The sequence below is a fragment of the Variovorax sp. PDC80 genome (genome assembly GCF_900115375.1).
Classification (GTDB): domain Bacteria; phylum Pseudomonadota; class Gammaproteobacteria; order Burkholderiales; family Burkholderiaceae_C; genus Variovorax.
This window is the reverse complement of sequence record NZ_FOWG01000003.1, coordinates 184,030-208,358: the sequence shown is the minus strand read 5'-3', so window position 1 is coordinate 208,358 and position 24,329 is coordinate 184,030. Positions and strand designations below refer to the sequence as shown.

Genomic DNA, 24,329 nt, shown 5'->3' with positions numbered 1-24,329 from the left:
GTTTGGTGCGCGCGCACCGACAACCCGCCGAGCGTTTCACCTGGCCAGCGAATCGCATCGGCTTTTCAACTCTGAAACTGGAGAAAGAAATGATGAACAACAAGGTTCATGTGAATGTCGGAACCATCGGTCACGTCGACCATGGCAAGACGACGCTGACGGCTGCGCTCACCTTCGTGCAGGCCGCTCGCATCGGTGGCCGTGCGCTGTCCTACGGGCAGATCGACAACGCGAAGGAAGAGCGCGAGCGCGGCATCACGATCAATACCTCGCACGTCGAGTACGAGTCGGAAAGCCGCCATTACGCACACATCGACTGCCCCGGTCACGCCGACTACATCAAGAACATGATCACCGGCGCCTCGCAGATGGACGGCGCGATCCTGCTGGTGGACGGCACCGAAGGCGCCGCGCGGCAGACCATCGAGCATGTGCTGCTGGCGCGCCAGGTGAACGTCGGCCACATGGTGGTGTTCGTGAACAAGATGGACTTGGTGGCCGCGAGCGACCGCGCGGAGATCGAGCAGTTGATCGAGATGGAGATCGGCGCGCTGCTGGCAACGCACGGCTACGACGACGCCAGCTTCGTCTTCGGCAGCGCGCTGAAGGCGCTGGCTGCCGCCGAACGCGGCGACCTCGAAGGTGCCGACGTGCAATGCATCGTCGAGCTCGTGAACGCGCTGGACTCGCGCATTCCGGATCCGGTGCGCGACTACGCCGCGCCGTTCATGATGCCCGTCGAAGGCGTGCACACGATCACGGGCCGCGGTACGGTGATCAGCGGCCGTGTCGAGCGCGGCGTGATCCGCGTGGGCGACAGCCTGGAGATCGTCGGGCTCAGCTCGGTGGGCGACGAGAAGGTGGTCGTCACCGGCGTGCAGTCCTTCCACAAGGACGTCGCCGAGGGACGTGCCGGCATGAACGTCGGCCTGCTGCTGCGCGGGGTCAAGCGCGACGATGTCGTGCGAGGCCAGGTGGTCGTGAAGCCCGGTGCGCTGAAGCCATATCGGACGGGGCGTGCGCAGGTCTTCGTGCTGAGCAAGGACGAGGGCGGTCGTCATACGCCGTTCGGCTCGGGCTACCAGCCGCAGTTCTTCTTCGGCACGACCGACGTGACGGGTGTCATCCGCGTCGACACCGAGACCGGCCTGGTCGAGCCGGGCGCGCAGGCGCAGATCAGCTTCGAGCTGAACAAGCCTGTGGCGATCGAGAACGGCATGCGGTTCGCGATGCGCGAAGGCGGCAAGACCGTCGGCGCGGGGATCGTGACCGAGGTGCTGGGCTGAGGGGCTGAGGCCTGTTTTCCCCTGTCGTCCGCTTGGCGGGCGGCAGGGGTTTTTATATACCGGCCAGACGCACATGCGTGGCCCTGCAGAGAGCGGAGAGAGAGTGCTGGAGGAGTGGCGGATATCTATCGGGCCGGCAAGGCATTCGTAGATGAATCGACCGCAACTGGTCAGTTCGCGTCAGAAGAGGAAGCGCTTGCGACAAAGGTTGGAAAAACCCCGATTCCGGAACAACAAACTTCGACAACCTGAGTCACGAGCGACTGCAGATGTCGAAATTCTGTCACTTGGTCTGGCGCTACTTGATCGGAATCCCCCTCGCAGCGCAACCACCAGTCATGACCCACTGCTAACAATGCCAACGTTGCCTCAAGGAAATCCTGTCCTGACGGCCAATCGTATGTACGCCGCCGGTCCAGGGTCGGTGCAAGTCGGATGACAAGTGGCTCCTCATCTGTTGACCCACCGATCAGGACGCCGCGAAATCTGCAAAGCAACTCGTCAGTCGTGCCCCAGTCTGATTCGAATGGTGTGATGACCAAGCCTTCGATGTGGCGGTTGAGGGAGAGTGTGAAATGGTCGGGAGCACTAGCGAATGGAGACGTGGTCATCTTGGAACGGCGCCTCGGTGCCGCCTGTATGTTCGGGGATTGGCCTTCCCTCTAGGCGAGTCGGTCGGTGGCTCAAGGCATCGTGCGTCGAGGAAAGTGGTGCTTGTGCCGGAACTCTTTAAGAGATTCCGGCAGGGAGTCTGGATGCTCCGCCTGACTTGCTTGATCGGGGCGCTTAAGCCGTTGTCGACCAGCGGTATCGAATGAATTTTCGTTGGCGCGCATATGACCAAATGCGTTTCGTTCCACAGCTCCCTCGACAGAAGGTAAGCAGGCCAGTCGCAATGCGGCGGTACGTCGATCTGGGCAGTCGACGGTCGATTCGACAAACGCCTTCACGTTCGGGTGTGGAAACTTGAATCGACCCGATACATCGATTTCAAGGGATTCCTCGCTGCCAGGATCGTCGAATTCGAACTGATCGATGCGGAGTGAAATCATCTGACTCGAGAAAGTATGTGCTTGAGCGGTGTGCCAGCTCCTAGCCGAGTTGCTCGGCCAGCCCCACGATGATGCCCTCGGGCCCGCGAATGTAGGCGAGCCGGTACGACTCCCCATACTGCATCTGGCCGATGATCTCGGCACCATGGGCCTTGATGCGCGCGACGACATCATCGAGGCCATCGACGGCGAACATCACGCGGCGAAGACCCAGGGCGTTCACCGGCGTTTCCACGGGCCCGAACCTCACGGCCTCAGGCGTGTGGAACTTGTCGAGCTCGATGCCTTGCCCGTCGGGCGTGCGCAGCATCGCGATGGTGGATTTCACGTTGCCGAGCCCGACGAGCTTGCCGACGTCGGGCCCTTCCACCGTGGTCTGGCCCTCGAGCGCGAGGCCCAGTTCGATGAAGAAGGCCTTCACGGCTTCGAGATCGTCAACGACGATCAGGACGTTGTCCATTCGCTTGATGGTCATGGCTGGGGTTCCTTTGTCAGGCGTGCGCCTGTCTGGCGCGGTTCAGTTCGCTCAGGTAGGAGCCGGGCTTCTGCTCAATCTCGCTCTCGGGCCCCAGCACGGTGATGACCGGCCCGTTGATGTAGACCTGAAGCTCCGCCGGCACGGCGAAGAACTTCACCAAGTCAGGCCGGTCGATGGCCAGTTGATAGAGCGAGGTCTTCTTGAAGCGCGACGGGTCTTGAGAACCTTCCTTGTCGTCGAGATCGCTGAGCCACCAGCCCGAATCGCTTGCGTCATGAGGTTCCGCGCGCGTGAGTAGGATGCGCGACGCCGACTTGTAGTCCACGTGCACCACGACGCTGTTCTGCAAGGAAGGAAACTCCGGCTCAACCTCCGCGACGAGGCTCTCGACGACGTCCTTCTGGTTGCGCAGGTGCATCAAGGTGCTGTCCACCGAATCGATGAAGCGCACGGGGATCTGCTGCATGTCCGGCTCGGTGATCCGCAAGAAACCGTCGTCAGTCTCCTCGATCATGGTGTACATCCAGCCGACCTGAAGGCTTTGGCCGCCGCTGAACGTCTCTCCCTCCGCTACTCGACTTTCGAGGAAGTGGAGGAACCAGGCGACGTCCGCATCGGGAATGGCCTTGTTGCTGACGCGAATGCGGAACTCGGGGTGGCCGAAGCGTTGGCAGCCCTGGGTGGTGTGGACGGTCTCGGCTTGGGGGGCGGCGGGCTTGCTCTTGCCGAGCGATGAGAAGAGGGAGCGCAGGGACATGGGGATCTGTTCGGAGCGGGTGGTGCCGGCGCGAGCGCGGCAGGCCAACGAATGAATCTCATGGTTTCCCGAGCCATGGCAGACCCGGGACGCGTTCTTCATCCTAGCCGACCCCGTGACGCGTTCGGCTTTTCGAACCTTCTTATTACCAACAACGTCGTCGCCTTTCAGGAGCACCGAGCGCTAGACTGCTCCTCCCTCTTTTTGCAGGAGACGACAGCATGTCCCGATTGCTCGTGCGCAGCTTCGGCGTTTCACTCGACGGTTTCGCCGCCGGCTCCGATCAGAGCCTGCAGAACCCACTGGGCGTTCGCGGTCCCGAACTCATGAGCTGGTTCATGCCCACGCAGGTCTGGCAGCGGATGCAGAAGGGGAGCGAGGCCAAGGGCGAGACCGGCGTCGACAACGAGATCGCCGAGCAGGGCTTCGCCTCGATGGGCGCCTGGATCCTCGGGCGCAACATGTTCGGGCCGGTGCGCGGTCCCTGGCCCGACGAGAACTGGAAGGGCTGGTGGGGCGACGAGCCGCCGTACCACGTGCCGGTCTTCGTGCTGACCCACCATGCGCGCGCGCCGCTGACGATGCAAGGCGGCACCACCTTCCACTTCGTGACCGGTGGCATCCACGAGGCGCTGGCACTGGCGCGCGATGCGGCGGGCGGGCGCGATGTGCGCGTCGGTGGCGGCGTGGCGACGGTGCGTGAATACCTGAAGGCCGGGTTGATCGACGAGCTGCACCTAGCCGTGCGGCCGGTGCTGCTGGGCCAGGGCGAGGCGCTGTTCGAAGGACTGGATCTGCCGGCGCTGGGCTACAGCTGCGAGCGGCAGGTGGCGGGGGAGCGGGCTACGCACATGTTTTTGCGACGCAAGGCGGCTTGAGGCGATCGAACGCGAACGCGGGTCGTTTCTGCTCTGCCTGCTTGCAATCCATGAACCTTGGCGAACCCGGCGTCGAGCCAAGGCAACACTTCTGTGTCGACGTCCTCACCACTACCGGCAGGCCGCATACAGGAGGCAGTCGCGTGGCTCGGCACCGAGGTTCGGATGAACCGTGAAGCGGGCGAGTTGACCTTCTCGCAGGAAGCCGCTTTTCTCCAGCACCCGCGCCGACGCGCGGTTGTCGACATCGCAAGTCGCCTCGACACGGAATATCTCTGGCAGTCCTAGCGCCTCTGCCGTCAAGGCACGAACGGCTTCCGGCATCAGGCCCTGACCCCATTGAGTGCGTGCAAGCACGTAGCCGATGTTCACGATGTGGCCCTTGGGGCGCGCTTCGAGCATTCCCACGAGTTCACCGCTTTCCTTCAGGGTGATGACGTAGGGACGGGCTGAACCGGCGTGCCAATGAGCGACGCATGCGGCGATGAAATCGCGCGTTGCATCCTCGGACGCGTGGGGACGCCACACCATGTACCGTGCGACTTCCGCATCCTGCGTGTACGAGGCATAGATCGCCGATGCGTCGGAAAGCTCGGGTGCGCGGAGTTCGAGGCGCGCGGTCTGGATGCGGTCGGGAAGCGCGGGAGGAGTCGGGGTCATCGGTCATGCTCGCTGGGAGAACGGCAAATGGGTCACTCGACCGCCTAAAACGGTGGGAACGCAAACCGTTTCTCGTGGTCGTGGTTCCACACGAAAGATCTCCGCATGATGATCGCGAGCGAAGGGGGCGCAATGGGCCGCATTGTGCCGGCACCGCGAACGACAGGCTTTGAGAGTCAGCAGTATGGCGGCCTGCCGCCGATGGCCAGATCTCCCTCGTGGGTAGTGCGCCACATCGGTTGGGCGTTCGTCACGAAACTCCCCCGACAATCCGCCAACCCTTCACCACCCAGACTCGGAACCATGCGCCTCCCGCCCAAGTCGCTCCGTCCTCTCCTGCTCGCGGCCCTGCTGCTGTGCGCCCCGGCGCTTGCACCGCTGCCTGCGTTCGCACAGGCACAACAGGCCGCCGCACCCGCCACCGCCCCCAAGCCCGGCACCCCCGTGCCCGCAGGCTCGCCGCTGCAAGCCGGCCCGGTCCACGCGCAGTTCGCGATCTACTACGCGCCACGAACCAAGGCCGATCCCATGGACACGCTGCGCAGCCGGCTTGCCAAGCTCGGCGATGCTCCCAAGCTGCTGGCATCGATGCCGAAGCCTTCCGAGGTCACCGCCCCCGTGCTGTTCGCGAACTGGAACACCACGACCGTGCAACAGACCTATCGTGCACCCGAGATGGAGATGCTGCAGCGCTTCGGCCATGGCATCACGCGCGAGCAGGCCGAGGCGCTGCAGGGCAGCAGCCAGGCGCTGATCATCGATTTCGCGCATCCCTCGAAGCTGGCGCTGCCGGCCATGCGCAAGGCGCTCGAACTCACGCTGCAGGTGGCGCGCGACACCAACGGTTTCGTCTGGGACGAGGAGACGCGCGAGCTGTTCACGCCCGACGAATGGCAGAAGCGGCGTGTCGACCCCTGGGCCGGTGGCATTCCCGACATCGCCTCGCAGATCGTGATCCACGCCTACCAGGCCGACAACAAGCTCGCGCGCGCCATCACGCTCGGCATGGGCAAGTTCGGCCTGCCCGACGTGGTGGTGAGCCAGTTCTCGTGGTCGATGAACGGGCCGATGGGAACGCTGGTCAACGGCTTCGCGCAGGCGATGGTGGAGGGCGCGCAGATCGCGCGGCCCGGCCAGTTCGACCTGGACCTGCGCACGCTCAAGCAGGGCGGCCTGCGCGACCCGAAGGACAAGGAGGCCAAGGGCACCACGCCCGCGAGGCTGTCGCTGGTGGCGGGCACCTGGGAGAGCGGCGATCCGCGCAACCGCCTCTACGAGATCGGCTTCGACCGCTACCCGGGCCCCGACCGCTCGGCGCAGCAGGTGGCCCTGCTCAAGAGCACCTTCGGCGCCGCCGACGATTCGGTGTCGCGCATCAAGCACAACGAGGAGATCCTCGCGGCCAGCAAGCTCGCCCGGGCGCAACTGCCCGTGCTGCGCGACGCGTTCGCCAAGGGCCTCGCGCCCGGCGAATACATCCTCGTGAAGGCGCCCTTCATCACCCGCAGCGGCGGCAATGAGTGGATGTGGGTCGAGGTCACGGGCTGGAAGAGCGATGCGATCGACGGCATGCTGAAGAACGAGCCGGTCGAAGTGGCCGACCTGCACGCGGGGCAGATGGTGAAGGTGTCGCAGGCGAAGGTGTTCGACTACATGCGGCGCTATGCGGACGGGCGGGAGGAGGGGAACGAGACGGGGAAGGTGATTCAGCGTGGGGTGGGGGGGAAGCGGTGAGCGCAGGACCGCCCAGGGTTTCGTGTGCCATGGAAAACAAGAAGCCAAACGAAGTGGAGGCGTTTGTTCGAATGCCTGACGAGGCACCGCTGATCGCCGCTCTTGTGCTGGACGTGGGGCTTCTTGTCCCGGACTCACGGAACAACTCCGACTTGAGAATCTACGAGTGCGGGCGCGTGGCGCTCGTGGTCATGCCCAGCGAAGATGACTTTCTAAGCATCTCTCTCCACGGTGCTACCCGATGGAATTCCGACGTCGATTTCGCCCGGTTCGTTGCCGGAGCACTGGACTGCCAAGTCCGCTGCGATCCAGGTTCTGAGTTTCCAGAGGTTTCACCCTACTCGAACATTTTTCTGAATCTGCAGGAGGGCAAGGAGACGCTCGTTGCCTGGGGCTGAATCTACGGCCAGGCACTGATTTTTTTGCAAAGAGCTGCGGGCTCGCCTACACCCGCCCCGCCTTGAACGCCTGCAACCGCTCCCGCCGCTCCGCATCGAACGACCCGCTGAGCCGCGCCGACAGTTCCTCCCGCCGCATCTCCTTCCCGCACGACTGACAGGCCGGCCCCAGCCCCGGGTCCTGCCCGCAAGGAATGTGCGTATAGCGAATCGCGACCTCCTCGTGCTCGCCCTTGCACCATGTCTCGCCCCAGGCGCGCAGTGCGAGGAACACCGGGTGGAACGAGATGCCCATCGGCGTGAGGTGGTACTCGTGCCGCGGCGGGCGCTCGCTGTAGAGGCGGCGCTCGATCAGTCCTTCGGCCTCCAGCTTCTTGAGACGGCTCGCCACCATCTGCGGCGTGGCCTGGGTCTGGACCTGGATCTCCTCGAAGCGGCGATTGCCGAGGAACAGCTCGCGCAGCACGAGCACGGTCCAGCGGTCGCCGACGATGACCTGCGCGCGCGCGATCGGGCACAGGGTCGAGTGCGCATGCGTCGCCTCGTGCTCGGCGGACGCGGGTGGGGGCGATTTCTTGGTCATTGCCGGCATCATACCGCTTGTCACTATGAAAATCATAGGTATAGTCACCACCGTTCGCGAGGCGACTTGAAAACCGCCTCGCGCACCGCGGAGTCGATAGGACTTCCGCGAATGCAATCGACCCCATCGAAAGGCTTCTCATGTCTGAACCTGTCAAGTTGGATCTCGCCGCCATCGCCGATCGCTACGCCTCGGCCTGGCTCTCCCATGACCCCGAGGCGATCGTGGCGCTGCACGCGTCGGACTCGACCTTCCAGGCGCACGGCCGCGGCACGGCGGTGCGGGGCAACGACGCGTTGCTGAAGGAGTTCGGCGAAGTCTTCGAGCGCTATCCGGGCTTCGGCGTGGAAACGCGCCGCCTGCTGCTCGGCGACCGGCACTGGACACTCGACTGGACGCTGACCTTCCAGCCGCCGGGCAAGGAGCGCCGCGGCTTCCATGCGCTGGACGTGGTCGAGGTGGACGGCGACGGGCTCGTCACGCGCAAGGACACCTTCTTCGACTACGCGGAAATCAAGGCCGCCCTGAGCTGACCCCATGAGCGCCATCCTCCACAAGCAGCCACTCTTCGAGCAGCCGCTGTTCGAAGCGCTGCCGATCCGCCATCTGTGCGACCTGCAGGTCGATCTCGAAACGCCGATCGTCGTGCCCACGCCGCGCGGCACGCTGGTGCCCTACATCGGCAAGGGCGGCCGGCTCGACGGGCCGAAGCTGCACGGCCAGTTCCTGCCGGGCAGCGTCGACTGGGTCGTGATCGGCGCGGACGGCATCAGCCGGCTCGACATCCGCGGCGCCTTGCGCACCGACGACGGCGCGCTCATCTACTTCGAGAGCAAGGGCATCGCCAGGCTGCCGCCCGACGGCAGGGCGCGGCTGGCCAAGGGCGAGCGGCTCGCTTTCGGCGAGACCTACCTGCGCACCACGCCCAAGCTCGAGACTTCGGACGAGCGCTACACGTGGGTCAACGACCTGGTGCTCGTGGGCTACAACGAGCTGTCGGCAGGGCGGGTCGACTTCCGCATCTATCAGCTGCTTTGATGCGGTGCGGCCCCGCGCGAGCCATCGCACGGGGCCTTCGGCGCGGGCGCGCTACTTGCCGTCCGCGGTACCGAGACGGGGCCGAAGCTCCTTGATCCTGGCATCGAGGTTGGCCGGCGTGACCTGCCAGCGCCGGGGATCCTCGTACTCGAAATCCGCGCGGACCCGCCGCGTCTGCCGGTTGAATTGAAAGAGCATCTTGATGAGGCCCTTGTCGCCTTTCCTGCCCTTGTGCAGCAGCCAGTCGCGATAGGCCTTCACCTCGCGCTCGATCGGGTCCTCGAGAAAGGCGGCCGCATGGGCCTGGCCCTGGGCGTCGTAGACGTAGCCGTAGCTGCCGTTGACATCGCCATCGGCATCGAGAGAGAAGATCGCGGAGACCTCGACCCAATCGACGCCTTGCGGCTCGCCGCTGTTCACGATCTCGCGGGCGATCGCGCCCATCAGTTCCATGTTCTGCGAGACAGGCTGGGCGGGCGCCGGCGCGACCATGCCGGCCACTGTGATTGCTGCGGTCAGGAATTTGGAGAGGGGGAGTTTCATGCGTCGGTGTTCGTTGGATGGTGCGATCAGGCGCTGTGGGGAGGCCGTGTCTCGTACTGGGGCAACGAATCGGTGATCTCGAACCACGGTGCCTTCGACCCCACGTACACATGGCACAGCGGCCGCACACCCGGATCGCCATCGAGCACACCGAGCGCGACACCCAACACGGCCGGCTTCGCATCGAGCTTGCTGATCAGACTCGAGCCGCACACCGAGCAGAAACCGCGGTGGTCGCCCGGCGAAGACTCGTAGAACCGGACCAGCTCTTCACCCCTGAGCCAGCGGAAGTCCTTCGCCAGGATCTTGCCGCGCGCGCGAAAGGCGGTGCCGTGCGCCTTCTGGCACATCGAGCAGTGGCAGTACAGCGGGTCCTTGATCGTGCCGTCGATCTCGAACGCTACGCCTTGGCAGAGGCAGCTTCCTCTCAGCATCGATCACTTCCTTTGAACGCGTGTTTGGAGGTGGCGGTCAGTATGCGTCAAGGCGCATTCGCGGGGCACCGACCTTGCAGCGTGGGCCGTCCGTTTTTTCGGGTCGCGCTCCGCGTCGTGAACCGCGAGACGTATCGTCACGCAGCGCTGATAGAGTCGCGCGCCGCATCGGCATGCGGCAACCGTCATGCTTCGCTCGGAGCGCCGGCACGGCAATGATGGCGATGAAGTTTTTCTTACGCATCCAAGACCATGACAGCCTTCTCGATACTCGGCCGGGCGTTCTGCGCTGCGTTGCTTGTCTTCACTGCGTCGGCCCATGGCCTGTCGCCGGCCCAGTCCAGCGAAGAACTGAAGATCGGCTACCCGCCCCAAGGCATAGCTCTCGAGGAAGACCAGCGTGCGCGAGTCGTCGCAGCACTCCTGAAGACCCGAGCTTGGCCTCAGACCAGGTTGGTTGTCATGGTCATGGCCGGCTCGTCCTGCGCGGAAGGCAAGAGCACCCACCGCCGCAATCTCGCCGTGGCGAGGGCGGAGTATGTGGTCGAACTCCTGAAGACGCATGGCGTCGCCGAGGCCGAGATCCACGTGGCGGCCGTCGCGAACAATCGCATGGAATATCTTCCCAAGGGACCCGTTCATCCTGTTGCGGAAGAGCCGGGGGCGGGCGCCTATGCATCGCTGCATTTCATGGGATATCCGGAAAGACCGTGATGAGTCGCCATGGTTGGTGGGGCCATCGCAAAAGCGTATGAGCGTCCTCGCCTTCGGCCCCGAGCCCTTCGAGCTGTGTGTGTTGGTCGACGGGCAGCAGGCCGAACCAGCGGTCGAGCCCGAGTAGCTGCCGGCACTGCCGCGAGGCGCCATCCGCGGCGTTTTCGAGGTGGATTCCTAGGGGCCAGATGGCGCGCGCCTACAAGGCCAGGCGACATCGGAACCGTACAACGGCTGAAGACAGGAAGGACCTTCAGCCATGACCCTCGAACAAACCATCGACAAGTTCAAGCAGGTCGACGCCGCCCGCGCCGACTACCCCGGCGAGCACCTGATCGTGCTCGGCGCCGGCGTGTTGCTGCTGCTGGCCGCCGGCCGTAGCCGTTCGTTCCTCACGCGCATCGTCGCCGGTGCGGCCGGCGGCGCCCTGATCGGCCGGGCCGCGAGCGGCACGGGTGGCATCGCGAAGCTGGCGGGCGCATTGCAGTCCGGAGGTCTGGCATGGCCGCGCCGCTGATGGAATCGCTGCGCGCCGTTCGCGCGCCCAGGTACTGGGCCGTGGGGCTGGGGGTCGCCTTGCTCGCGGTGTTTCTGTTCTACCTCGCGCTCAGCAGCCTGGTGCGCGAGAGCGCCGGGCGCGCGCCTCGCTTGCCGCCGTCGATCATGCCGGAGCACGTGAAGGCGCCCAGCCCGACCATCGACAACAACAATCCGGTCGAATCGGTCCGCGCATCCGTCGCGCCACCGATCGCCAGAATGGACACCGCGATGGCCAGCGCCGAAGCGACCGTGAAGAAGGCCGCCCCGGCCTTCATCGAGGTCCAGAAATGCGTCATGCCCGAAGGCGATGCGGTCTACTCCGATGCACCGTGCCCGCCCGATGCCCAGGCCAGCACGCTGCGCCTGCCGAGCCAGCCGAACGCCGCGGCACGTCTCTGAGCAACAGCGCGGCCGAGGCTCAGGCCGTGGCGGGCGCGGTCTCGCGTTCGATCGGCAGCCACAGCGTGAAGCGCGTGCCTTCGCTGCCCGACTGCCATCCCACCGTTCCGCCGATCGCGCGTGCGCGCTGCTGCTGATTGCGCAGGCCGCGCCCGCCATGCTGCAGCGCCTCGGCCACGTCGAAGCCCGGCCCGTTGTCCTCGATCGTCACGCACACGAGGTCGTCGGTGGCCGCGGTGCTCACGCGCAGGGTAGTGGCGCGCGTGTGGCGCATCACGTTGGCGATGCACTCCTGCATGATGCGCAGGATGTGCAGCGCGCTGCCCGGGTCGAGCCAGGGCAGGGGCGGCACGGGCTGCACCTCCCAGCGCAGCGCGATGCCGGCGCCCTCGATGCGCGGCGCGAGCCGGAAGCGCAGGGTCGCGAGCAGCAGCAGCAGGTCGGCGTCGACGCTCTCCATCGAATCGATGGCGAGCTTGAGGTCGTCCATGCAGCCCTTGAGCATGTCGGCGATCCCGGCGTCGCTCATGCTGCCTTGCTCCACCGAGCGGATGGCGCCGATCAGCGAGGAGCCGAGGCCGTCGTGCATGTCCTGCATGAGGCGGCGGCGCTCGGCGTTGAGCATCTGCTCGTTCTCCACCACGCGCAGCCGCTCGTAGCTCTGCTTGAGTTCGTCCTCGCGCTCGCGCAGCCGGTGCGCCAGGCCCTTGTTGAGCCGCGCCACCTCGGCGAAGGCGCCGGTGTAGCGCAGGAACATGATGTACGAGAAGACGAAGAACAGGCCGATGATGGCGTAGGGCGAGGTGTAGACGCTCTCGGGGCCCACGAGGTTGTTCTGCAGCAGGGCGTCGTAGCCGGTGAAGGCGACGGCGATCATGGTCCAGGCCGCAACCAGCCGGCCCTCGGGCAATTGCACGCGGTAGGCCTTGCGCAGGTTCACCGAGAAGATCAGCACGGCCACGGGCAGCACGGCGAGGTTGAGCAGCGGGGTGAACAGGTAGAGGCTGACGATCGACCGCGAGACGTGGGGCAGGGTCGCGAGGTTGCAGGCCAGCACCAGACCGACCGACAGCCGCGTGAGCCAGGGCGAGGGTTGCCGGTGCAATCGCTCGAGGAACAGGTGGACGAACAGGATCAACCACAGCAGGCTGGCCACGGTCATCCACTCGAACCAGTCGTCCGACATGGGGATGTAGCTGCCGCCCACGTAGTAATGGAGCATGCGCAAAAAAGCGGCCGCCGAGATGGCGAAGAACAGCAGGTAGAGCGGCTCGCGCCGCTTGCCCAGCCACACGGCGAACGCGAAGGCGCCGACCGCGAGGAAGGCGGCGCTGCCCATGAACGGCAGCTGCACCTGCAGCAGATGGCGCGCCTGGTAGCGCCAGGACAGGTCTTCCTCGTGGCCCACCCACACGGTCGAGACGCCGCTGCCGCTGTTGCGCAGCCGGTCGACGCGGATCAGCACCGACGCGGGCGTGGGTGCCTGGGCCGCGGGATTGAGCGGCAGCAGCAGCGGATGGTTGTAGCCGTTGTGGATCGGGCTGCCGTGCGACTGGTAGATGAGCACGCCGTCGCCGTACACGGCGATGTGGCCCAGGGTCTTCCAGCGCGGCAGGTAGAGCAGGCGCGGCTGCGTCGAAGGCGGCAGCCTGCCGAGGTCGAGGCGGTACCAGTCGGTGACGGTGCGCATGCCACTGGAAGCGGTGGGCACGAGCTCGCGGTCGGCGGTGTAGGGCAGGCCGACCGGTTTCCAGCCGCCGCGCGGCAGTTCGGCATCGACCGACAGCAGCGGCGGGGCCGTGAAGCCGGAGCCGGGCACCGACTGCAGCTCGGCTTCGGTGATGTGGATGGGCTGGTCGCCGGGCAGCACGGGCGCCGCGACGGGAGCGCGCGCACAGCACAGCAGCAGCACGATCAGCGGCAGCGCGCGCCAGAAGGCCGCGATCCCCCGACCGGTTCGCCCGCCGTCGTTGTTGCCCTGTCTCATCGAACGCTTGCGCCTTGGAACTCGCTGTCGGCTCGCGGCGTGCGCCGGACGGGCGCCGGCCGTTTGCAGCGAGGGGCGCACCCGTGGGCCGCCGGTTTCTCCCCGATCGAACGGCCGCGCGCACCGGCGGCTCGTTCGTTGTCCCGTCTTCGCGGGTCGACGGCAATTATCGGCGCGCTATCGCCCCCGCGGCCCTTGCCCTCACATAGAACGCGGGCCAAAGGTGTGCGCGCGCCACATTGGAATCGGAGCCGACCGTGCCGAGACTCGTGGATGGTCGTCGGTCCCTGGGACCGGCGGCCATCACCACTGGAAAAAACAGGAGACTTCATGACGATTCGCCATCTGCGCGCCGGTGCCGCCTGCGCCGTTCTCGCCCTGCTGCAACTCACGGCCTGCGGCGGCGGCGGAGGCAGCGGTGCCGGCTTCGTGGCCTTGCCCCCGCCCACGACGAGCAACCCGCCGCCCGACACGCCGCCCGCGCAGTCCCCGGTGCTGCGCACCACGGCCTACGGACCCGTGCAGGGCAACGACGACTCCGCGACCAACGGCACCTACAGCTGGAAGGGCGTGCCCTTCGCGAAGCCGCCGGTCGGCGCGCTGCGCTGGAAGGCGCCGGTCGACCCCGAGCCGTGGACCGCGACGAAGACCACGCAGAAGCTCGGCAATGCCTGCGCGCAAACCGGTCGGCTCTACGGCCCGGGCCAGAACAACCGCTACGACGAGACCATCGGCAGCTCGATCGGCAAGACCACGGGCTCGGAAGACTGCCTCTACCTCAACATCTGGACGCCCTCGACCGCGGCCGCGACCGACAAGCTGCCGGTCATCGTGTTCGTCTACGGCGGCAGCAACATCACGGGCTACACCGGCGACCCGGTCTACGACGGCGCGGCGCTCGCGAAGGCGGCCAACGCGGTGGTGGTGTCGATCAACTACCGGCTTGGCATCCTCGGCTTCCTGGCCTCGCCGCAGCTCAAGGCCGGCGTGGATGCGAACGACGACTCGGGCAACTACGCGATCCTCGACCTGATCAAGGGCATGAAGTTCGTCAACGCGAACATCGCGCGCTTCGGCGGCGACCCGGCCAACGTCACGCTGATGGGCCAGTCGGCCGGCGCGGTCAACATCTATGCGCTGATGGTCTCGCCGCTGGTGGTCAACACCAAGCCCGCGCTGTTCCAGCGCCTGGTGCCGCTGAGCGGCGGTGTCGCCACCGCGACCACGGTGCCGAACCAGAACAACGCGCTGCTGGCGGCGCTGCTGGTGGCCGACGGCACGGTGAAGGACACGGCCGCGGCCACCGCCTACATCGCGTCGCAGAGCAACGCCGACCTCGCGGCCTACCTGCGCTCGAAGAGCGCCGACACGCTGCTGCAGACCGTGCTCAACAAGCTGGCGCCGCAGGGGCTGTCGGCCTCGAACCCGCTCAACGACGGCGTGGTGGTGCCGACCAACCCGATCGCGGCGATCAACGCGGGCGAGTTCCTCAAGGTGCCGGTGCTGGCCGGCTACACGCGCGACGAGACCAAGCTGTTCCCGCAGAACCTCGCGACCTCGCCCGCCTTCGGCGGCATCAGCGGCCGGCTGCTCGACGACCCGACGGTGTTCTCGATGGCCTACAACTACGACTCGAACGCGGCCCCGACGACCTCGCTCGAGCAGTGGATCCCGGGCCAGTACCTGCCGGTGACGACGCCGGTGACCGGCTTCAACGCGCGCACCGATCTCTACAACCAGTACTTCTTCATCGCGCTGCGCAAGCAGATCTTTCCGGTGCTCGCGGCGCAGAAGGTGCCGCTGTGGTGGTACCAGTTCAACTGGGACAAGTCGCCGGCGCCGTTCAACGACATCTTCGGCGCGGCCCACACCTTCGACCTGCCGTTCGTGTTCGGCAACTTCGGGCCGTCGCTGTATTCGAAGTTCGCCAACTCGAAGGCCAATGAGCCGGGGCGGCTGCAGCTGTCGGACGCGATGATGAAGAGCCTGGCGGCGTTCGCGCGCGGCGGCGATCCGAACAACGCGGCGCTGGGCGTGAACTGGCCGCAGTATCCGGCGATGCTGAACTTCGATGCCTCGCTGACGGCGAAGGCGATCACGGTGCAGCAGTAAGGCCGCGGCGCGAGCGCCCGAGCCGCCCGGGGCCGGACCTGCCGGCCCCGGGCGGCTTTTTTTCTTTTCAGAGGATCGGCATGCTCGCTTCCTTCAGCACCCGCAGCACGAAGTGCGACTTGCTGTGCCGGATACCGGGGATCTTGTAGAGCTTCTCGCGCAGCAGCCGCTCGTAGTCGCGCGTGTCGCGCACCGCGATGCGGATGTAGTAGTCGTAGTCGCCCGAGACCAGGTAGGCCTCCTGGATCTCGGGGATGGTGGCCAGGGTGCGGCCGAAGTCGTAGAGCGTCTCGTCGGTGTGGCTCTCGAGCGTGACCTGCACGATCACCGAGTCCTGGTAGCCGAGCTTGGCCGGATCGATGTCGACCGTGTAGCGCTTGATCACGCCCTGTGCCTCGAGCTTCTTGATGCGCGTCCAGCAGCTGGTGGGCGAGAGGCCGACCTCGGCGCTGATGTCCTGCAGGGTCTTGCGCGAATCGAGCAGCAGCACCCGGAGGATCGCCATGTCGATCTTGTCGAAAAGTCCTTCGTCATCTTGCGAAGATTTGCGATTGATTTTCATGTTTGAGGCCTGAATGTCCAAAAATCAGAAGCAAATTCTGCCTCAAACCCGGAAGAATTGACGGCATGAGACTGCTCGACCTCCCCAACGACCTCGCCCTGACGCTGGATGCCGAAAATCTTTCGGACATCGACGCAGCCACCGACCTGCCCCTCGATGCCGCGCTCGCCATCGACACCGCGCCGCGCGTGCGCAACGGCGCCGAGGCGCTGCTCGACACGCTGGTGGCCTGCGGCGTCGACACCCTCTTCGGCTACCCGGGCGGCGCCGCGCTGCCGCTGTACGACGCGCTGCACGGCGAGCCGCGGCTGCGCCACGTGCTGGTGCGCCACGAGCAGGCGGCCGTGCACGCGGCCGAGGGCTATGCGCGCACCACCGGTCGCGTGGGCGTGGTGCTGGTCACCTCGGGGCCGGGCGTGGGCAACACCATCTCGGGCCTGCTCGATGCGATCAGCGATTCGGTGCCGCTCCTGTGCATCAGCGGCCAGGTGTCGACCGCGGTGATCGGCACGCAGGCCTTCCAGGAAAGCGATGCGCTGGGCATGTCGCGCCCGGTCACCAAGTGGAACCACCAGGTGCGGATGCCCGACGAGGTGCCGACGATGGTGCGGCGCGCGCTCGAGATCGCGGCCGCGGGCCGGCCGGGCCCGGTGCTGCTCGACGTGCCGAAGGACGTGCAGCTCGCGCTGCCGGGCCAGGGCGCGCCGGTGCCCGTGCCGCGGCCGCTGCGCACGCACCGCGCTCCGGTGCCGCCGCGCGCCTGCATGCAGCGCGCGGCCGACCTGATCTCGACCGCGCGCCGGCCGGTGCTCTATGGCGGCGGCGGTCTCATCAATGCCGGCCCCGCGGCCTGCGAGGCCTTCACGCAGCTGGTGCGCAGGCTGCATGCGCCGTGCACGCTCACGCTGATGGGGCTGGGCGCGTTCCCGGCTTCCGACCCGGCCTTCCTCGGCATGCTCGGCATGCACGGCACGCTCGAGGCCAACCTCGCGATGCACGAGGCCGATCTCGTGGTCTGCGTGGGCGCGCGCTTCGACGACCGCGTGACCGGCAAGCTCGACCGCTTCTGCCCGCATGCACGCAAGATCCACATCGATATCGACCCGAGCAGCATCAACAAGGTGGTGCAGGTCGACGTGCCGATGGTGGGCGACTGCGCGGCCGTGCTCGAGGCGCTGCTCGCGCTGCTGCCCGAGCGCTTCGAGGCCGCGCGGCTCGCGCCCTGGTGGCAGCGCATCGAAGGCTGGCGCGCCGAGGACTGCCTGGGCTTCGCGCCGCGCACCGACGCGATCCTGCCGCAACGGCTCATGGCCTCGCTGCAGCAGGCGATCGGCGACACGGGCCGCGACACCATCGTCTCGACCGACGTGGGCCAGCACCAGATGTGGGCCGCGCAGTACCTGCGCTTCGACCGGCCGCGCCGCTGGCTCACCTCGGGCGGCGCCGGCACCATGGGCTACGGCCTGCCGGCCGCGATCGGCGCGCAGGTGGCGCATCCCGAGGCGCTGGCCGTGTGCGTGAGCGGCGACGCCTCGGTGCTGATGAACATCCAGGAGCTCTCGACCGCGGTGCAGCACCGCGCGGCGGTCAAGCTGGTGCTGTGCAACAACGGCTACATGGGCATGGTGCGCCAGTGGCAGGAGCTCAACCACGGCAACCGCCTGAGCCACAGCTGGAACGAGGCGCTGCCCGATTTCGTGGCGCTGGCCAAGGCCTTCGGTTGGGGCGCGCGGCGCGTGAGCGATCCCACCGAGCTGCCCGCGGCGCTGGCCGAATGCCTGGCGAGCGAGGGGCCGTTCTTCCTCGACGTGCAGGTGGCGGCGCAGGAGAACTGCTTTCCGATGATGCCGACCGGCGCGGCGCACAACGAGGTGATGCTGGCCAAGGACCGCTGGTACCAGCCGAAGGAGGCCTGAGCCCGCGATCCTCCGCTGTGCGCTATCTTCCCCAACGCGCGCCGCTTACCCGCGGCGCGTGTTCCGCCCGCAGGCCGCTTACCGGTGGCCGAACGGGCATCTCTCGCGACTCTTACCGGAGCCTTCTTTCATGTCCCACGATCTCGCCAGCGTCTCGCTGGACGACAAGTACACCTCCACGTCCGGCCGCGTCTACCTGAGCGGCATCCAGGCGCTGGTACGCCTCATGCTCGTGCAGCGATGGCGCGACCAGGCCAACGGCCTTAACACCGCCGGCTTCGTCTCCGGCTACCGCGGCTCGCCGCTCGGCGGGCTCGACGAAGCGCTGTGGAAGGCGCAGCCGCATCTCGATGCCAACCACGTCAAGTTCCTGCCCGGCGTGAACGAGGAACTGGCGGCCACCGCCGTCTGGGGCACGCAGCAGGTGCACCTGACCGGCGAGAGCGCGGTCGATGGCGTGTTCGCCATGTGGTACGGCAAGGCGCCCGGCGTGGACCGCTGCGGCGACGTCTTCAAGCACATGAGCCACGCGGGCACCTCGCCCCATGGCGGCGTGCTGCTGGTGGCGGGCGACGACCATGGCGCCTATTCGTCGACCCTGCCGAACCAGAGCGACCACCTGTTCGCGGCCTCGATGATCCCGATGCTCTATCCGCAGAGCGTGGAGGAGTACATCGAGCTGGGCCTGCACGGCTTCGCGATGTCGCGCTTCGCGGGGCTGCCCGTGGGCTTCAAGGCGCTGGCCGACACGGTGGAATCGTCGGGCTCGATCCCGGCCGACGCGCAGAACGTGCGCACCCTGCTGCCCGAGGACTTCGTGCCGCCCGCGGGCGGCATGCATGCACGGCTGTCGACCGACACGCTGGGCGTGCAGGCGCGCAAGCAGGAGGCGCTGATGCAGGACGCGAAGATCTACGCGGCCATCGCCTATGCGCGCGCCAACCGGCTCAACCGCGTGACCATCGACGCGCCCTCGGCGCGGCTGGGCATCGTGGCCTCGGGCAAGTCGTACCGCGACGCGCTGGAGGCGCTCGAGGAGCTGGGCATCGACGCGGCCGAGGCGGCGCGCATCGGCATCCGCGTGTTCAAGGTGGCGATGCCCTGGCCGCTGGAGCCCGACTCGATCCGCGAGTTCGCCAACGGGCTCGACGAGATCCTGGTAATCGAGGAGAAGCGCCAGATCGTCGAGTACCAGCTCAAGGAGCATCTCTACAACTGGCGCGAGGACGTGCGCCCGCGCGTGATCGGCAAGTTCGACGAGCGCGGCGAATGGGGCGCGCATCCGCGCGGCCAGTGGCTGCTGCCGGCCACGGCCGACTTCTCGGTGGCGCAGATCGCGCGCGTGATCGCCGCGCGGGTGGCGCGCTTCCACACCAGCGACATGATCCGCACGCGGCTGGCGATCCTCGACGCCAAGGACGTGGTGCTCGGCAAGGCCGTGGCCACGCCGGCGCGGCCGGCCTGGTACTGCTCGGGCTGCCCGCACAACACCTCGACCAAGGTGCCCGAGGGCAGCCTGGCGCTGGCCGGCATCGGCTGCCACGTGATGGCGACCGCGATCTATCCCGAGCACAACCGCACGACCACCCACATGGGCGGCGAGGGCGCGCCCTGGCTCGGCCAGGCCTGGTTCTCGAAGCGCCACCACGTGTTCGCCAACCTCGGCGACGGCACCTACTACCACTCGGGCTCGATGGCGATCCGCGCCGCCGTGGCCGCGGGCGTGAACATCACCTACAAGATCCTCTACAACGACGCGGTGGCGATGACCGGCGGCCAGCCCGTCGACGGGCCCGTGAGCGTGCCGCGCATCGCGCACCAGGTGGCGGCCGAGGGCGTGCGCCGCATCGCGCTGGTGGCCGAGGACCCGACGCGCTGGCGCGACCGCTCGCCGCTGCCGGCCGATGGCGGCGGCTTCGTCCTCACCATCCACCACCGCGACGAGATGGACGCGGTGCAGCGCACGCTGCGCGACTACGAGGGCGTGTCGGTGCTGATCTACGACCAGGTCTGCGCGGCCGAGAAGCGGCGGCGCCGCAAGAAGGGCGAGTTCCCGCAGGCCTCGCACCGCGTGTTCATCAACGAGGCCGTGTGCGAGGGCTGCGGCGACTGCGGCGAGCAGTCGAACTGCACCTCGCTGCTGCCGCAGCCCACGCCCCACGGCCTCAAGCGCCGCGTGGACCAGAGCGCCTGCAATGCCGACTACTCGTGCGTCAAGGGCTTCTGCCCGAGCTTCGTGAGCGTGGAAGGCGTGAAGCCGAGGCGCATCAAGCCGGTGGCCGCGCGCGGCCCCGAGGCCGACGCGGCGCTGCCCGAGCCGCCCGTGCATGCGATCGAGGGCATGCACAACATCCTCATCACCGGCATCGGTGGCACCGGCGTCATCACCATCGGCGCGCTGATCGGCATGGCCGCGCACCTCGAGGGCCAGGCCGCGAGCGTGCTCGACATGACGGGCATGTCGCAGAAGAACGGCTCGGTGACCTCGCACGTGCGGCTGGCGCGCGACGCGGCCCAGCTCAAGGCGCAGCGCATTCCCACCGGCGAAGCCGACCTGGTGCTGGGCTGCGACATGCTGACCGCGGGCGCGCCCGATGCCATCGCCAAGATGCGCCCGGGCCGCAGCTATGCGCTGGTGAACACCTTCGAGCAGCCCACCGGCCATTTCGCGCAGGACCCCGACTGGACCTTCCCGGCCGGCCAGGTGCGCGCGCTGATCGAGGAATCGGTGGCCGGCAAGGCCGACTTCATCGACGCCACGGGTCTCGCGACCCGGCTCATGGGCGACGCCATCGCGGCCAACCTGTTCCTTTTGGGCTTCGCTTTCCAGAAGGGCTGCGTGCCGCTGAGTTCGGCCGCGCTGCTGCGCGCGATCGAGATCAACGGCGTGGCCGTGAAGGCCAACCAGCAGGCCTTCCACTGGGGCCGGCGCGCCGCGCTCGACCTCGCGGCCGTGGCGCGCGAGGCCTCGCCCGCGCAGCCGGTGGCGCTGCAGCTGCCGCAGGGGCTCGACGCCTTGCTCGCGGACCGCACGGCCTTCCTCACGGCCTACCAGGACGCGGCCTATGCGCGGCGCTTCTCGGACTTCGTGGCGCGGGTGCGCGGCGTGGAGCAGGCGCGCGGCCGCGGCGACCGCTTCACGCGCGCGGTGGCGGCCAACCTGTTCAAGCTGATGGCCTACAAGGACGAGTACGAGGTCGCGCGCCTCTATACCGACGGCGACTTTATGAAGAAGCTGCAGCAGGAATTCGAGGGCACGCCCAAGCTGCGCTTCCACCTCGCGCCGCCGATCCTCGGCCAGCGCGATGCGCAGGGCCGGCCGGTCAAGCGCGCCTTCGGGCCGTGGATGCTGCAGGGCTTCCGCGTGCTGGCCGTGCTGCGTCGGCTGCGCGGCACGGCCTTCGATCCCTTCGGCCGCACCGAGGAACGCAGGACGGAACGCCGCCTGATCGAGGAGTACCGCGCGGGCATCGAGGACATCCTCGCGCGCTGGGACGAGGTCGATGCCGAGACGGCGCTGGCGCTCGCCAAGCTGCCCGAGCAGATCCGCGGCTACGGCCATGTGAAGGACGCGAGCATCGCCGCCGCGCAGGTGAGGCGCGACGCGCTGCGTTCGCGCCTCGTGGCGCCGCGCGCCGAAGCGGACCCGGTGGCGCGCGAGGCGGTGCCGGCCTGAGGAGGAAGGGCGAGGGCGATTCCGGAATCACCTGTTTTGGACAGGGTGATCCGGAATCGCTAGACTCGCCCGCCATGGCCCGACCCAAAGCCTTCGACCGCAACGCCGCCCTGCAGGGCGCGATCGCCGTGTTCTGCGACCACGGCTACGACGGCACCTCGACCGAGATGCTGCTCGCCGCCATGGGCATCAGCCGCCAGAGCATGTACGACACCTTCGGCGACAAGCGCAGGCTTTACCTCGAGGCGCTGCAGCAGTACGCCGTGGGCCATGTGTCGCAGCACATCCGCGCGCTGCATGGCGGCGCCTCGCCGCGCGCGGGGCTAGCGGCCATGCTCGACGGCATGGCGACCCATTTCGGCGCGCAGGGGCAGCCGGGCTGCATGGGCATCGGCGCGGTCTGCGAGTTCGGCCGCGGCGATGCCGAGGTGAGCCTGCTGACCGACACCGCGGGCCGCATGCTGCAGTCGGCCATCGAGGGCCGCATCGGCGAGGCCCAGGCCGCGGGCGAGATCGATGCCGCGCTCGCGCCGCGCGCGGCCGCGCAGTTCCTGATGGCCACGCTGTCTGGACTCAAGATCTCGGGCCGCGGCGGCGCCTCGGTCGAGGACCTGCGCGATATCGCGCGCATGGCGATGCGCGGCCTGCGTTGAATGCGTATGTGCGCGCCCGGTTTCGGGTGCGCTTTTTTTTGCTCTATTCTGGATCGATCGATCCGTTAAAAAAAGGAAGTCGACATGACGAAATCTCTCTCCGGCAAGGCCGCCCTCGTGACTGGTGGCTCGCGCGGCATCGGCGCGGCCATCGTGCGGCGGCTCGCGAACGACGGCGCGGCCGTGGCCTTCACCTATGCGTCGTCGGACGCGGCGGCGCGCGCGCTCGTGGCCGAGATCGAAGGGCAGGGCGGCCGCGCGCTCGCGCTGCGCGCCGACAGCGCCGATGCACAGGCCGTGCGGCAGGCGGTCGACGCCGCGGCCGAGGCCTTCGGCGGGCTGCACCTGCTGGTGAACAACGCCGGCATCCTGGTCGGCGGCCTGGTCGAGGACTACGCGCTCGCCGACTTCGACCGCATGTTCGCGGTCAACGTGCGCTCGGCCTTCGTGGCGGTGCAGGCGGCGGCCAGGCACATGGAGCGTGGCGCGCGCATCGTCATCACGGGCAGCGTGGTGGCCGAGCGCGTGGGCTTCGCGGGTTCGTCGGTCTATGCGATGACCAAGGGCGCGGTGGCCTCGATGGCGCGCGGCCTCGCGCGCGATCTCGGGCCCCGGGGCATCACGGTGAACGTGGTGCAGCCTGGGCCGACCGACACCGACATGGCGCCGAAGTCGGCCTACGGCGAGCGGCTGGAACCGTTGATGGCACTGGGCCGCATGGGGCACGACAGCGAGATCGCCGGCATGGTGGCCTACCTCGCGGGACCCGACGCCAGCTTCGTCACCGGCGCGGCACTGACGGTGGACGGCGGCTACCTGGCCTGATCAGGCCAGCGGGCGGGCCGCGCGGTAGCCGCCCGGCGTAGTGCCGAAGCGGTCGCGGAAGGCGCGGCTGAAATGGCTGGGGTCGTTGAAGCCGTTGCGGAACGCGATCTCGGTCACGCTGAGCTGCGCGAGCCGCTCATTGGCCAGTTCCTCGGCCGCGCGCTCGAGGCGGCGCTCGCGCAGGTAGGCGCCGTACTGCGTCTGCTGCGTGGCGAACAGGCGGTGCACCAGCCGCTTGGAGATGCACAGCTCGCGCGCGATCGCCTCGACCGAGAGCTCGGGGTCGCAGAGGTTGGCCTCGACGTAGGACGCGAGCCGCTGCCAGCGGTCGCGTTCGTGGCGCTTGGCCGCGCCCGCATCGCCGGCCTGCGGCGCGCCGGCCACCGCTTCGCAGTAGATGGCCGCGAGCAGCGAGACGAAGGACTGCTCCGAGAAATAGGCCAGCGCCGGATGCGGCTGCGCCTGCACCGCGAACAGGCGGTCGAGCTGCTGGCGCGCCGACTCGGCCAGCGTGGAGTCGGCCTGGGCCAGCGAGGGTTCGAAGTGGTCGCGCAGGTCGGCATAGATGCCGAAGAAGCGCCCGGCCGGCAGCCGCAGCTGCACCAGCCGGCCCGATTCGTCGAGCGCGCAGGTCGAAGGCAGCCGCGTGGTGCGGAACACGATGTCGCCCTTGCGAAAGGGCAGCCGGCGGCCGGCCTGCTCGATCGTGCCCTGGCCGTCGACCGCGATCATCGCGAGCACCTCGCCCGCGCCGTCGTGGCCGGACTGGCCCGCCGCATGGCGCACCTGCATCGGCGTGGAATCGAAGCTGACCGCGATGCCGCCGCCCACGAGCCGGCAGGCCTCGAGGTTCATGCGCGGATGGCTGTGCTGCACGCTGAGTTCGCCGGGGTAGACCAGCGCGTCGAGCGTGGTCGAGTAGCCGCGCAGGTCGCCCGGGTAGAAGGGGCGCAGGTGCGGCGCGAAGCTCAGGTGCGGGGTCGGGTCGTGGTGCATGGTGGGGTGGGAGCCGGGCCGCGTGCATGGTTCGTGCCAAGGGCGGTCCGCGCCCGCAGTCTGGAGGGCGCGCCGCGGCCGCACATCGAGACTTTCCACTAGCGGGCG

The 24,329-nt window shown here is 67.7% G+C and carries 24 protein-coding genes; 14 read left to right on the top strand and 10 right to left on the bottom strand.

What is annotated here, in order from left to right; translation table 11 throughout:
- Positions 1-89: 89 nt before the first annotated feature.
- Positions 90-1,286 carry an elongation factor Tu gene (gene tuf, locus BM109_RS10765; RefSeq protein WP_093342729.1) on the top strand — a complete coding sequence of 399 codons (1,197 nt, stop codon included), beginning with the start codon at positions 90-92 and terminating at the stop codon, positions 1,284-1,286.
- Positions 1,287-1,969: 683 nt separating this feature from the next.
- Here tuf and BM109_RS40720 read toward each other — a convergent pair.
- From BM109_RS40720 to BM109_RS10755, 3 genes are read right to left on the bottom strand one after another with little or no spacing between them, the layout of a single operon-like run.
- Positions 1,970-2,338, bottom strand: coding sequence for a hypothetical protein (locus BM109_RS40720; protein WP_143129141.1), 369 nt, complete (start codon positions 2,336-2,338; stop codon positions 1,970-1,972).
- A 40-nt stretch (positions 2,339-2,378) separates the two neighbouring features.
- Positions 2,379-2,813, bottom strand: coding sequence for a VOC family protein (locus BM109_RS10760; RefSeq protein WP_093342728.1), 435 nt, complete (start codon positions 2,811-2,813; stop codon positions 2,379-2,381).
- A 16-nt stretch (positions 2,814-2,829) separates the two neighbouring features.
- A complete protein-coding gene (locus BM109_RS10755) occupies positions 2,830-3,573 on the bottom strand; it encodes an immunity protein Imm33 domain-containing protein (protein WP_093343447.1) in 744 nt (247 codons plus the stop codon).
- A 221-nt stretch (positions 3,574-3,794) separates the two neighbouring features.
- On the opposite strand from BM109_RS10755, the gene BM109_RS10750 reads away from it, so the two are divergent.
- Complete coding sequence (locus BM109_RS10750) at positions 3,795-4,451, top strand: dihydrofolate reductase family protein (RefSeq protein WP_093342727.1); 657 nt, start codon at positions 3,795-3,797, stop codon at positions 4,449-4,451.
- 111 nt (positions 4,452-4,562) lie between these two features.
- On the opposite strand, the gene BM109_RS10745 is transcribed toward BM109_RS10750, so the two are convergent.
- Positions 4,563-5,111, bottom strand: coding sequence for a GNAT family N-acetyltransferase (locus BM109_RS10745; protein ID WP_093342726.1), 549 nt, complete (start codon positions 5,109-5,111; stop codon positions 4,563-4,565).
- Between the two features lie 303 nt (positions 5,112-5,414).
- Here BM109_RS10745 and BM109_RS10740 point away from each other — a divergent pair, with 303 nt between their 5' ends.
- Both BM109_RS10740 and BM109_RS10735 read left to right on the top strand, forming a co-directional pair.
- On the top strand, positions 5,415-6,845 hold the full coding sequence (locus BM109_RS10740; RefSeq protein WP_143129140.1) for a DUF2314 domain-containing protein: 1,431 nt from the start codon (positions 5,415-5,417) through the stop codon (positions 6,843-6,845).
- A 29-nt stretch (positions 6,846-6,874) separates the two neighbouring features.
- On the top strand, positions 6,875-7,243 hold the full coding sequence (locus BM109_RS10735) for a hypothetical protein (protein ID WP_143129139.1): 369 nt from the start codon (positions 6,875-6,877) through the stop codon (positions 7,241-7,243).
- A gap of 46 nt (positions 7,244-7,289) precedes the next feature.
- Here the strand turns inward: BM109_RS10735 and BM109_RS10730 are convergent, their stop codons facing one another.
- A complete protein-coding gene (locus BM109_RS10730) occupies positions 7,290-7,826 on the bottom strand; it encodes a winged helix-turn-helix transcriptional regulator (protein WP_093343445.1) in 537 nt (178 codons plus the stop codon).
- Positions 7,827-7,966: 140 nt separating this feature from the next.
- Here BM109_RS10730 and BM109_RS10725 point away from each other — a divergent pair, with 140 nt between their 5' ends.
- Both BM109_RS10725 and BM109_RS10720 read left to right on the top strand, forming a co-directional pair.
- On the top strand, positions 7,967-8,359 hold the full coding sequence (locus BM109_RS10725; protein WP_093342723.1) for a nuclear transport factor 2 family protein: 393 nt from the start codon (positions 7,967-7,969) through the stop codon (positions 8,357-8,359).
- 4 nt (positions 8,360-8,363) lie between these two features.
- On the top strand, positions 8,364-8,864 hold the full coding sequence (locus BM109_RS10720; protein ID WP_093342721.1) for a DUF3237 domain-containing protein: 501 nt from the start codon (positions 8,364-8,366) through the stop codon (positions 8,862-8,864).
- A gap of 51 nt (positions 8,865-8,915) precedes the next feature.
- On the opposite strand, the gene BM109_RS10715 is transcribed toward BM109_RS10720, so the two are convergent.
- Together BM109_RS10715 and BM109_RS10710 are read right to left on the bottom strand one after the other, a co-directional pair.
- Positions 8,916-9,407, bottom strand: coding sequence for a hypothetical protein (locus tag BM109_RS10715; RefSeq protein ID WP_093342720.1), 492 nt, complete (start codon positions 9,405-9,407; stop codon positions 8,916-8,918).
- A 26-nt stretch (positions 9,408-9,433) separates the two neighbouring features.
- Positions 9,434-9,841 carry a GFA family protein gene (locus BM109_RS10710; protein ID WP_093342718.1) on the bottom strand — a complete coding sequence of 136 codons (408 nt, stop codon included), beginning with the start codon at positions 9,839-9,841 and terminating at the stop codon, positions 9,434-9,436.
- 252 nt (positions 9,842-10,093) lie between these two features.
- Between BM109_RS10710 and BM109_RS10705 the strand changes: the two genes are divergently transcribed.
- The 3 genes from BM109_RS10705 to BM109_RS10695 all read left to right on the top strand — a co-directional run bounded on the left by BM109_RS10705 (position 10,094) and on the right by BM109_RS10695 (position 11,494).
- Complete coding sequence (locus BM109_RS10705) at positions 10,094-10,555, top strand: OmpA family protein (RefSeq protein WP_093342717.1); 462 nt, start codon at positions 10,094-10,096, stop codon at positions 10,553-10,555.
- Between the two features lie 259 nt (positions 10,556-10,814).
- A complete protein-coding gene (locus BM109_RS10700; RefSeq protein ID WP_057595408.1) occupies positions 10,815-11,072 on the top strand; it encodes a hypothetical protein in 258 nt (85 codons plus the stop codon).
- Positions 11,057-11,494, top strand: a complete 438-nt coding sequence (locus tag BM109_RS10695) for a hypothetical protein (protein ID WP_093342715.1) — start codon at positions 11,057-11,059, stop codon at positions 11,492-11,494. The genes BM109_RS10700 and BM109_RS10695 overlap by 16 nt, the downstream gene beginning before the upstream one ends.
- 19 nt (positions 11,495-11,513) lie before the next feature.
- On the opposite strand, the gene BM109_RS10690 is transcribed toward BM109_RS10695, so the two are convergent.
- The gene (locus BM109_RS10690; RefSeq protein ID WP_143129138.1) at positions 11,514-13,481 is read right to left on the bottom strand and encodes a sensor histidine kinase; all 1,968 of its coding nucleotides are present in this window, start codon (positions 13,479-13,481) and stop codon (positions 11,514-11,516) included.
- A gap of 330 nt (positions 13,482-13,811) precedes the next feature.
- On the opposite strand from BM109_RS10690, the gene BM109_RS10685 reads away from it, so the two are divergent.
- Positions 13,812-15,593, top strand: a complete 1,782-nt coding sequence (locus BM109_RS10685) for a carboxylesterase/lipase family protein (RefSeq protein ID WP_093342714.1) — start codon at positions 13,812-13,814, stop codon at positions 15,591-15,593.
- Between the two features lie 67 nt (positions 15,594-15,660).
- Here BM109_RS10685 and BM109_RS10680 read toward each other — a convergent pair whose 3' ends face one another.
- Complete coding sequence (locus BM109_RS10680) at positions 15,661-16,098, bottom strand: Lrp/AsnC family transcriptional regulator (RefSeq protein ID WP_057595424.1); 438 nt, start codon at positions 16,096-16,098, stop codon at positions 15,661-15,663.
- A 122-nt stretch (positions 16,099-16,220) separates the two neighbouring features.
- Between BM109_RS10680 and ilvB the strand changes: the two genes are divergently transcribed.
- The 4 genes from ilvB to BM109_RS10660 all read left to right on the top strand — a co-directional run bounded on the left by ilvB (position 16,221) and on the right by BM109_RS10660 (position 23,225).
- Positions 16,221-18,071 carry a biosynthetic-type acetolactate synthase large subunit gene (gene ilvB, locus BM109_RS10675; RefSeq protein ID WP_093342712.1) on the top strand — a complete coding sequence of 617 codons (1,851 nt, stop codon included), beginning with the start codon at positions 16,221-16,223 and terminating at the stop codon, positions 18,069-18,071.
- A 130-nt stretch (positions 18,072-18,201) separates the two neighbouring features.
- A complete protein-coding gene (locus BM109_RS10670; protein WP_093342711.1) occupies positions 18,202-21,747 on the top strand; it encodes an indolepyruvate ferredoxin oxidoreductase family protein in 3,546 nt (1,181 codons plus the stop codon).
- A gap of 74 nt (positions 21,748-21,821) precedes the next feature.
- The gene (locus BM109_RS10665) at positions 21,822-22,400 is read left to right on the top strand and encodes a TetR/AcrR family transcriptional regulator (RefSeq protein ID WP_093342709.1); all 579 of its coding nucleotides are present in this window, start codon (positions 21,822-21,824) and stop codon (positions 22,398-22,400) included.
- Positions 22,401-22,484: 84 nt separating this feature from the next.
- A complete protein-coding gene (locus tag BM109_RS10660) occupies positions 22,485-23,225 on the top strand; it encodes a 3-oxoacyl-ACP reductase family protein (RefSeq protein ID WP_093342708.1) in 741 nt (246 codons plus the stop codon).
- Here the strand turns inward: BM109_RS10660 and BM109_RS10655 are convergent, their stop codons facing one another.
- Positions 23,226-24,221 carry an AraC family transcriptional regulator gene (locus BM109_RS10655; RefSeq protein WP_177239308.1) on the bottom strand — a complete coding sequence of 332 codons (996 nt, stop codon included), beginning with the start codon at positions 24,219-24,221 and terminating at the stop codon, positions 23,226-23,228.
- Between the last annotated feature and the right edge of the window lie 108 nt (positions 24,222-24,329).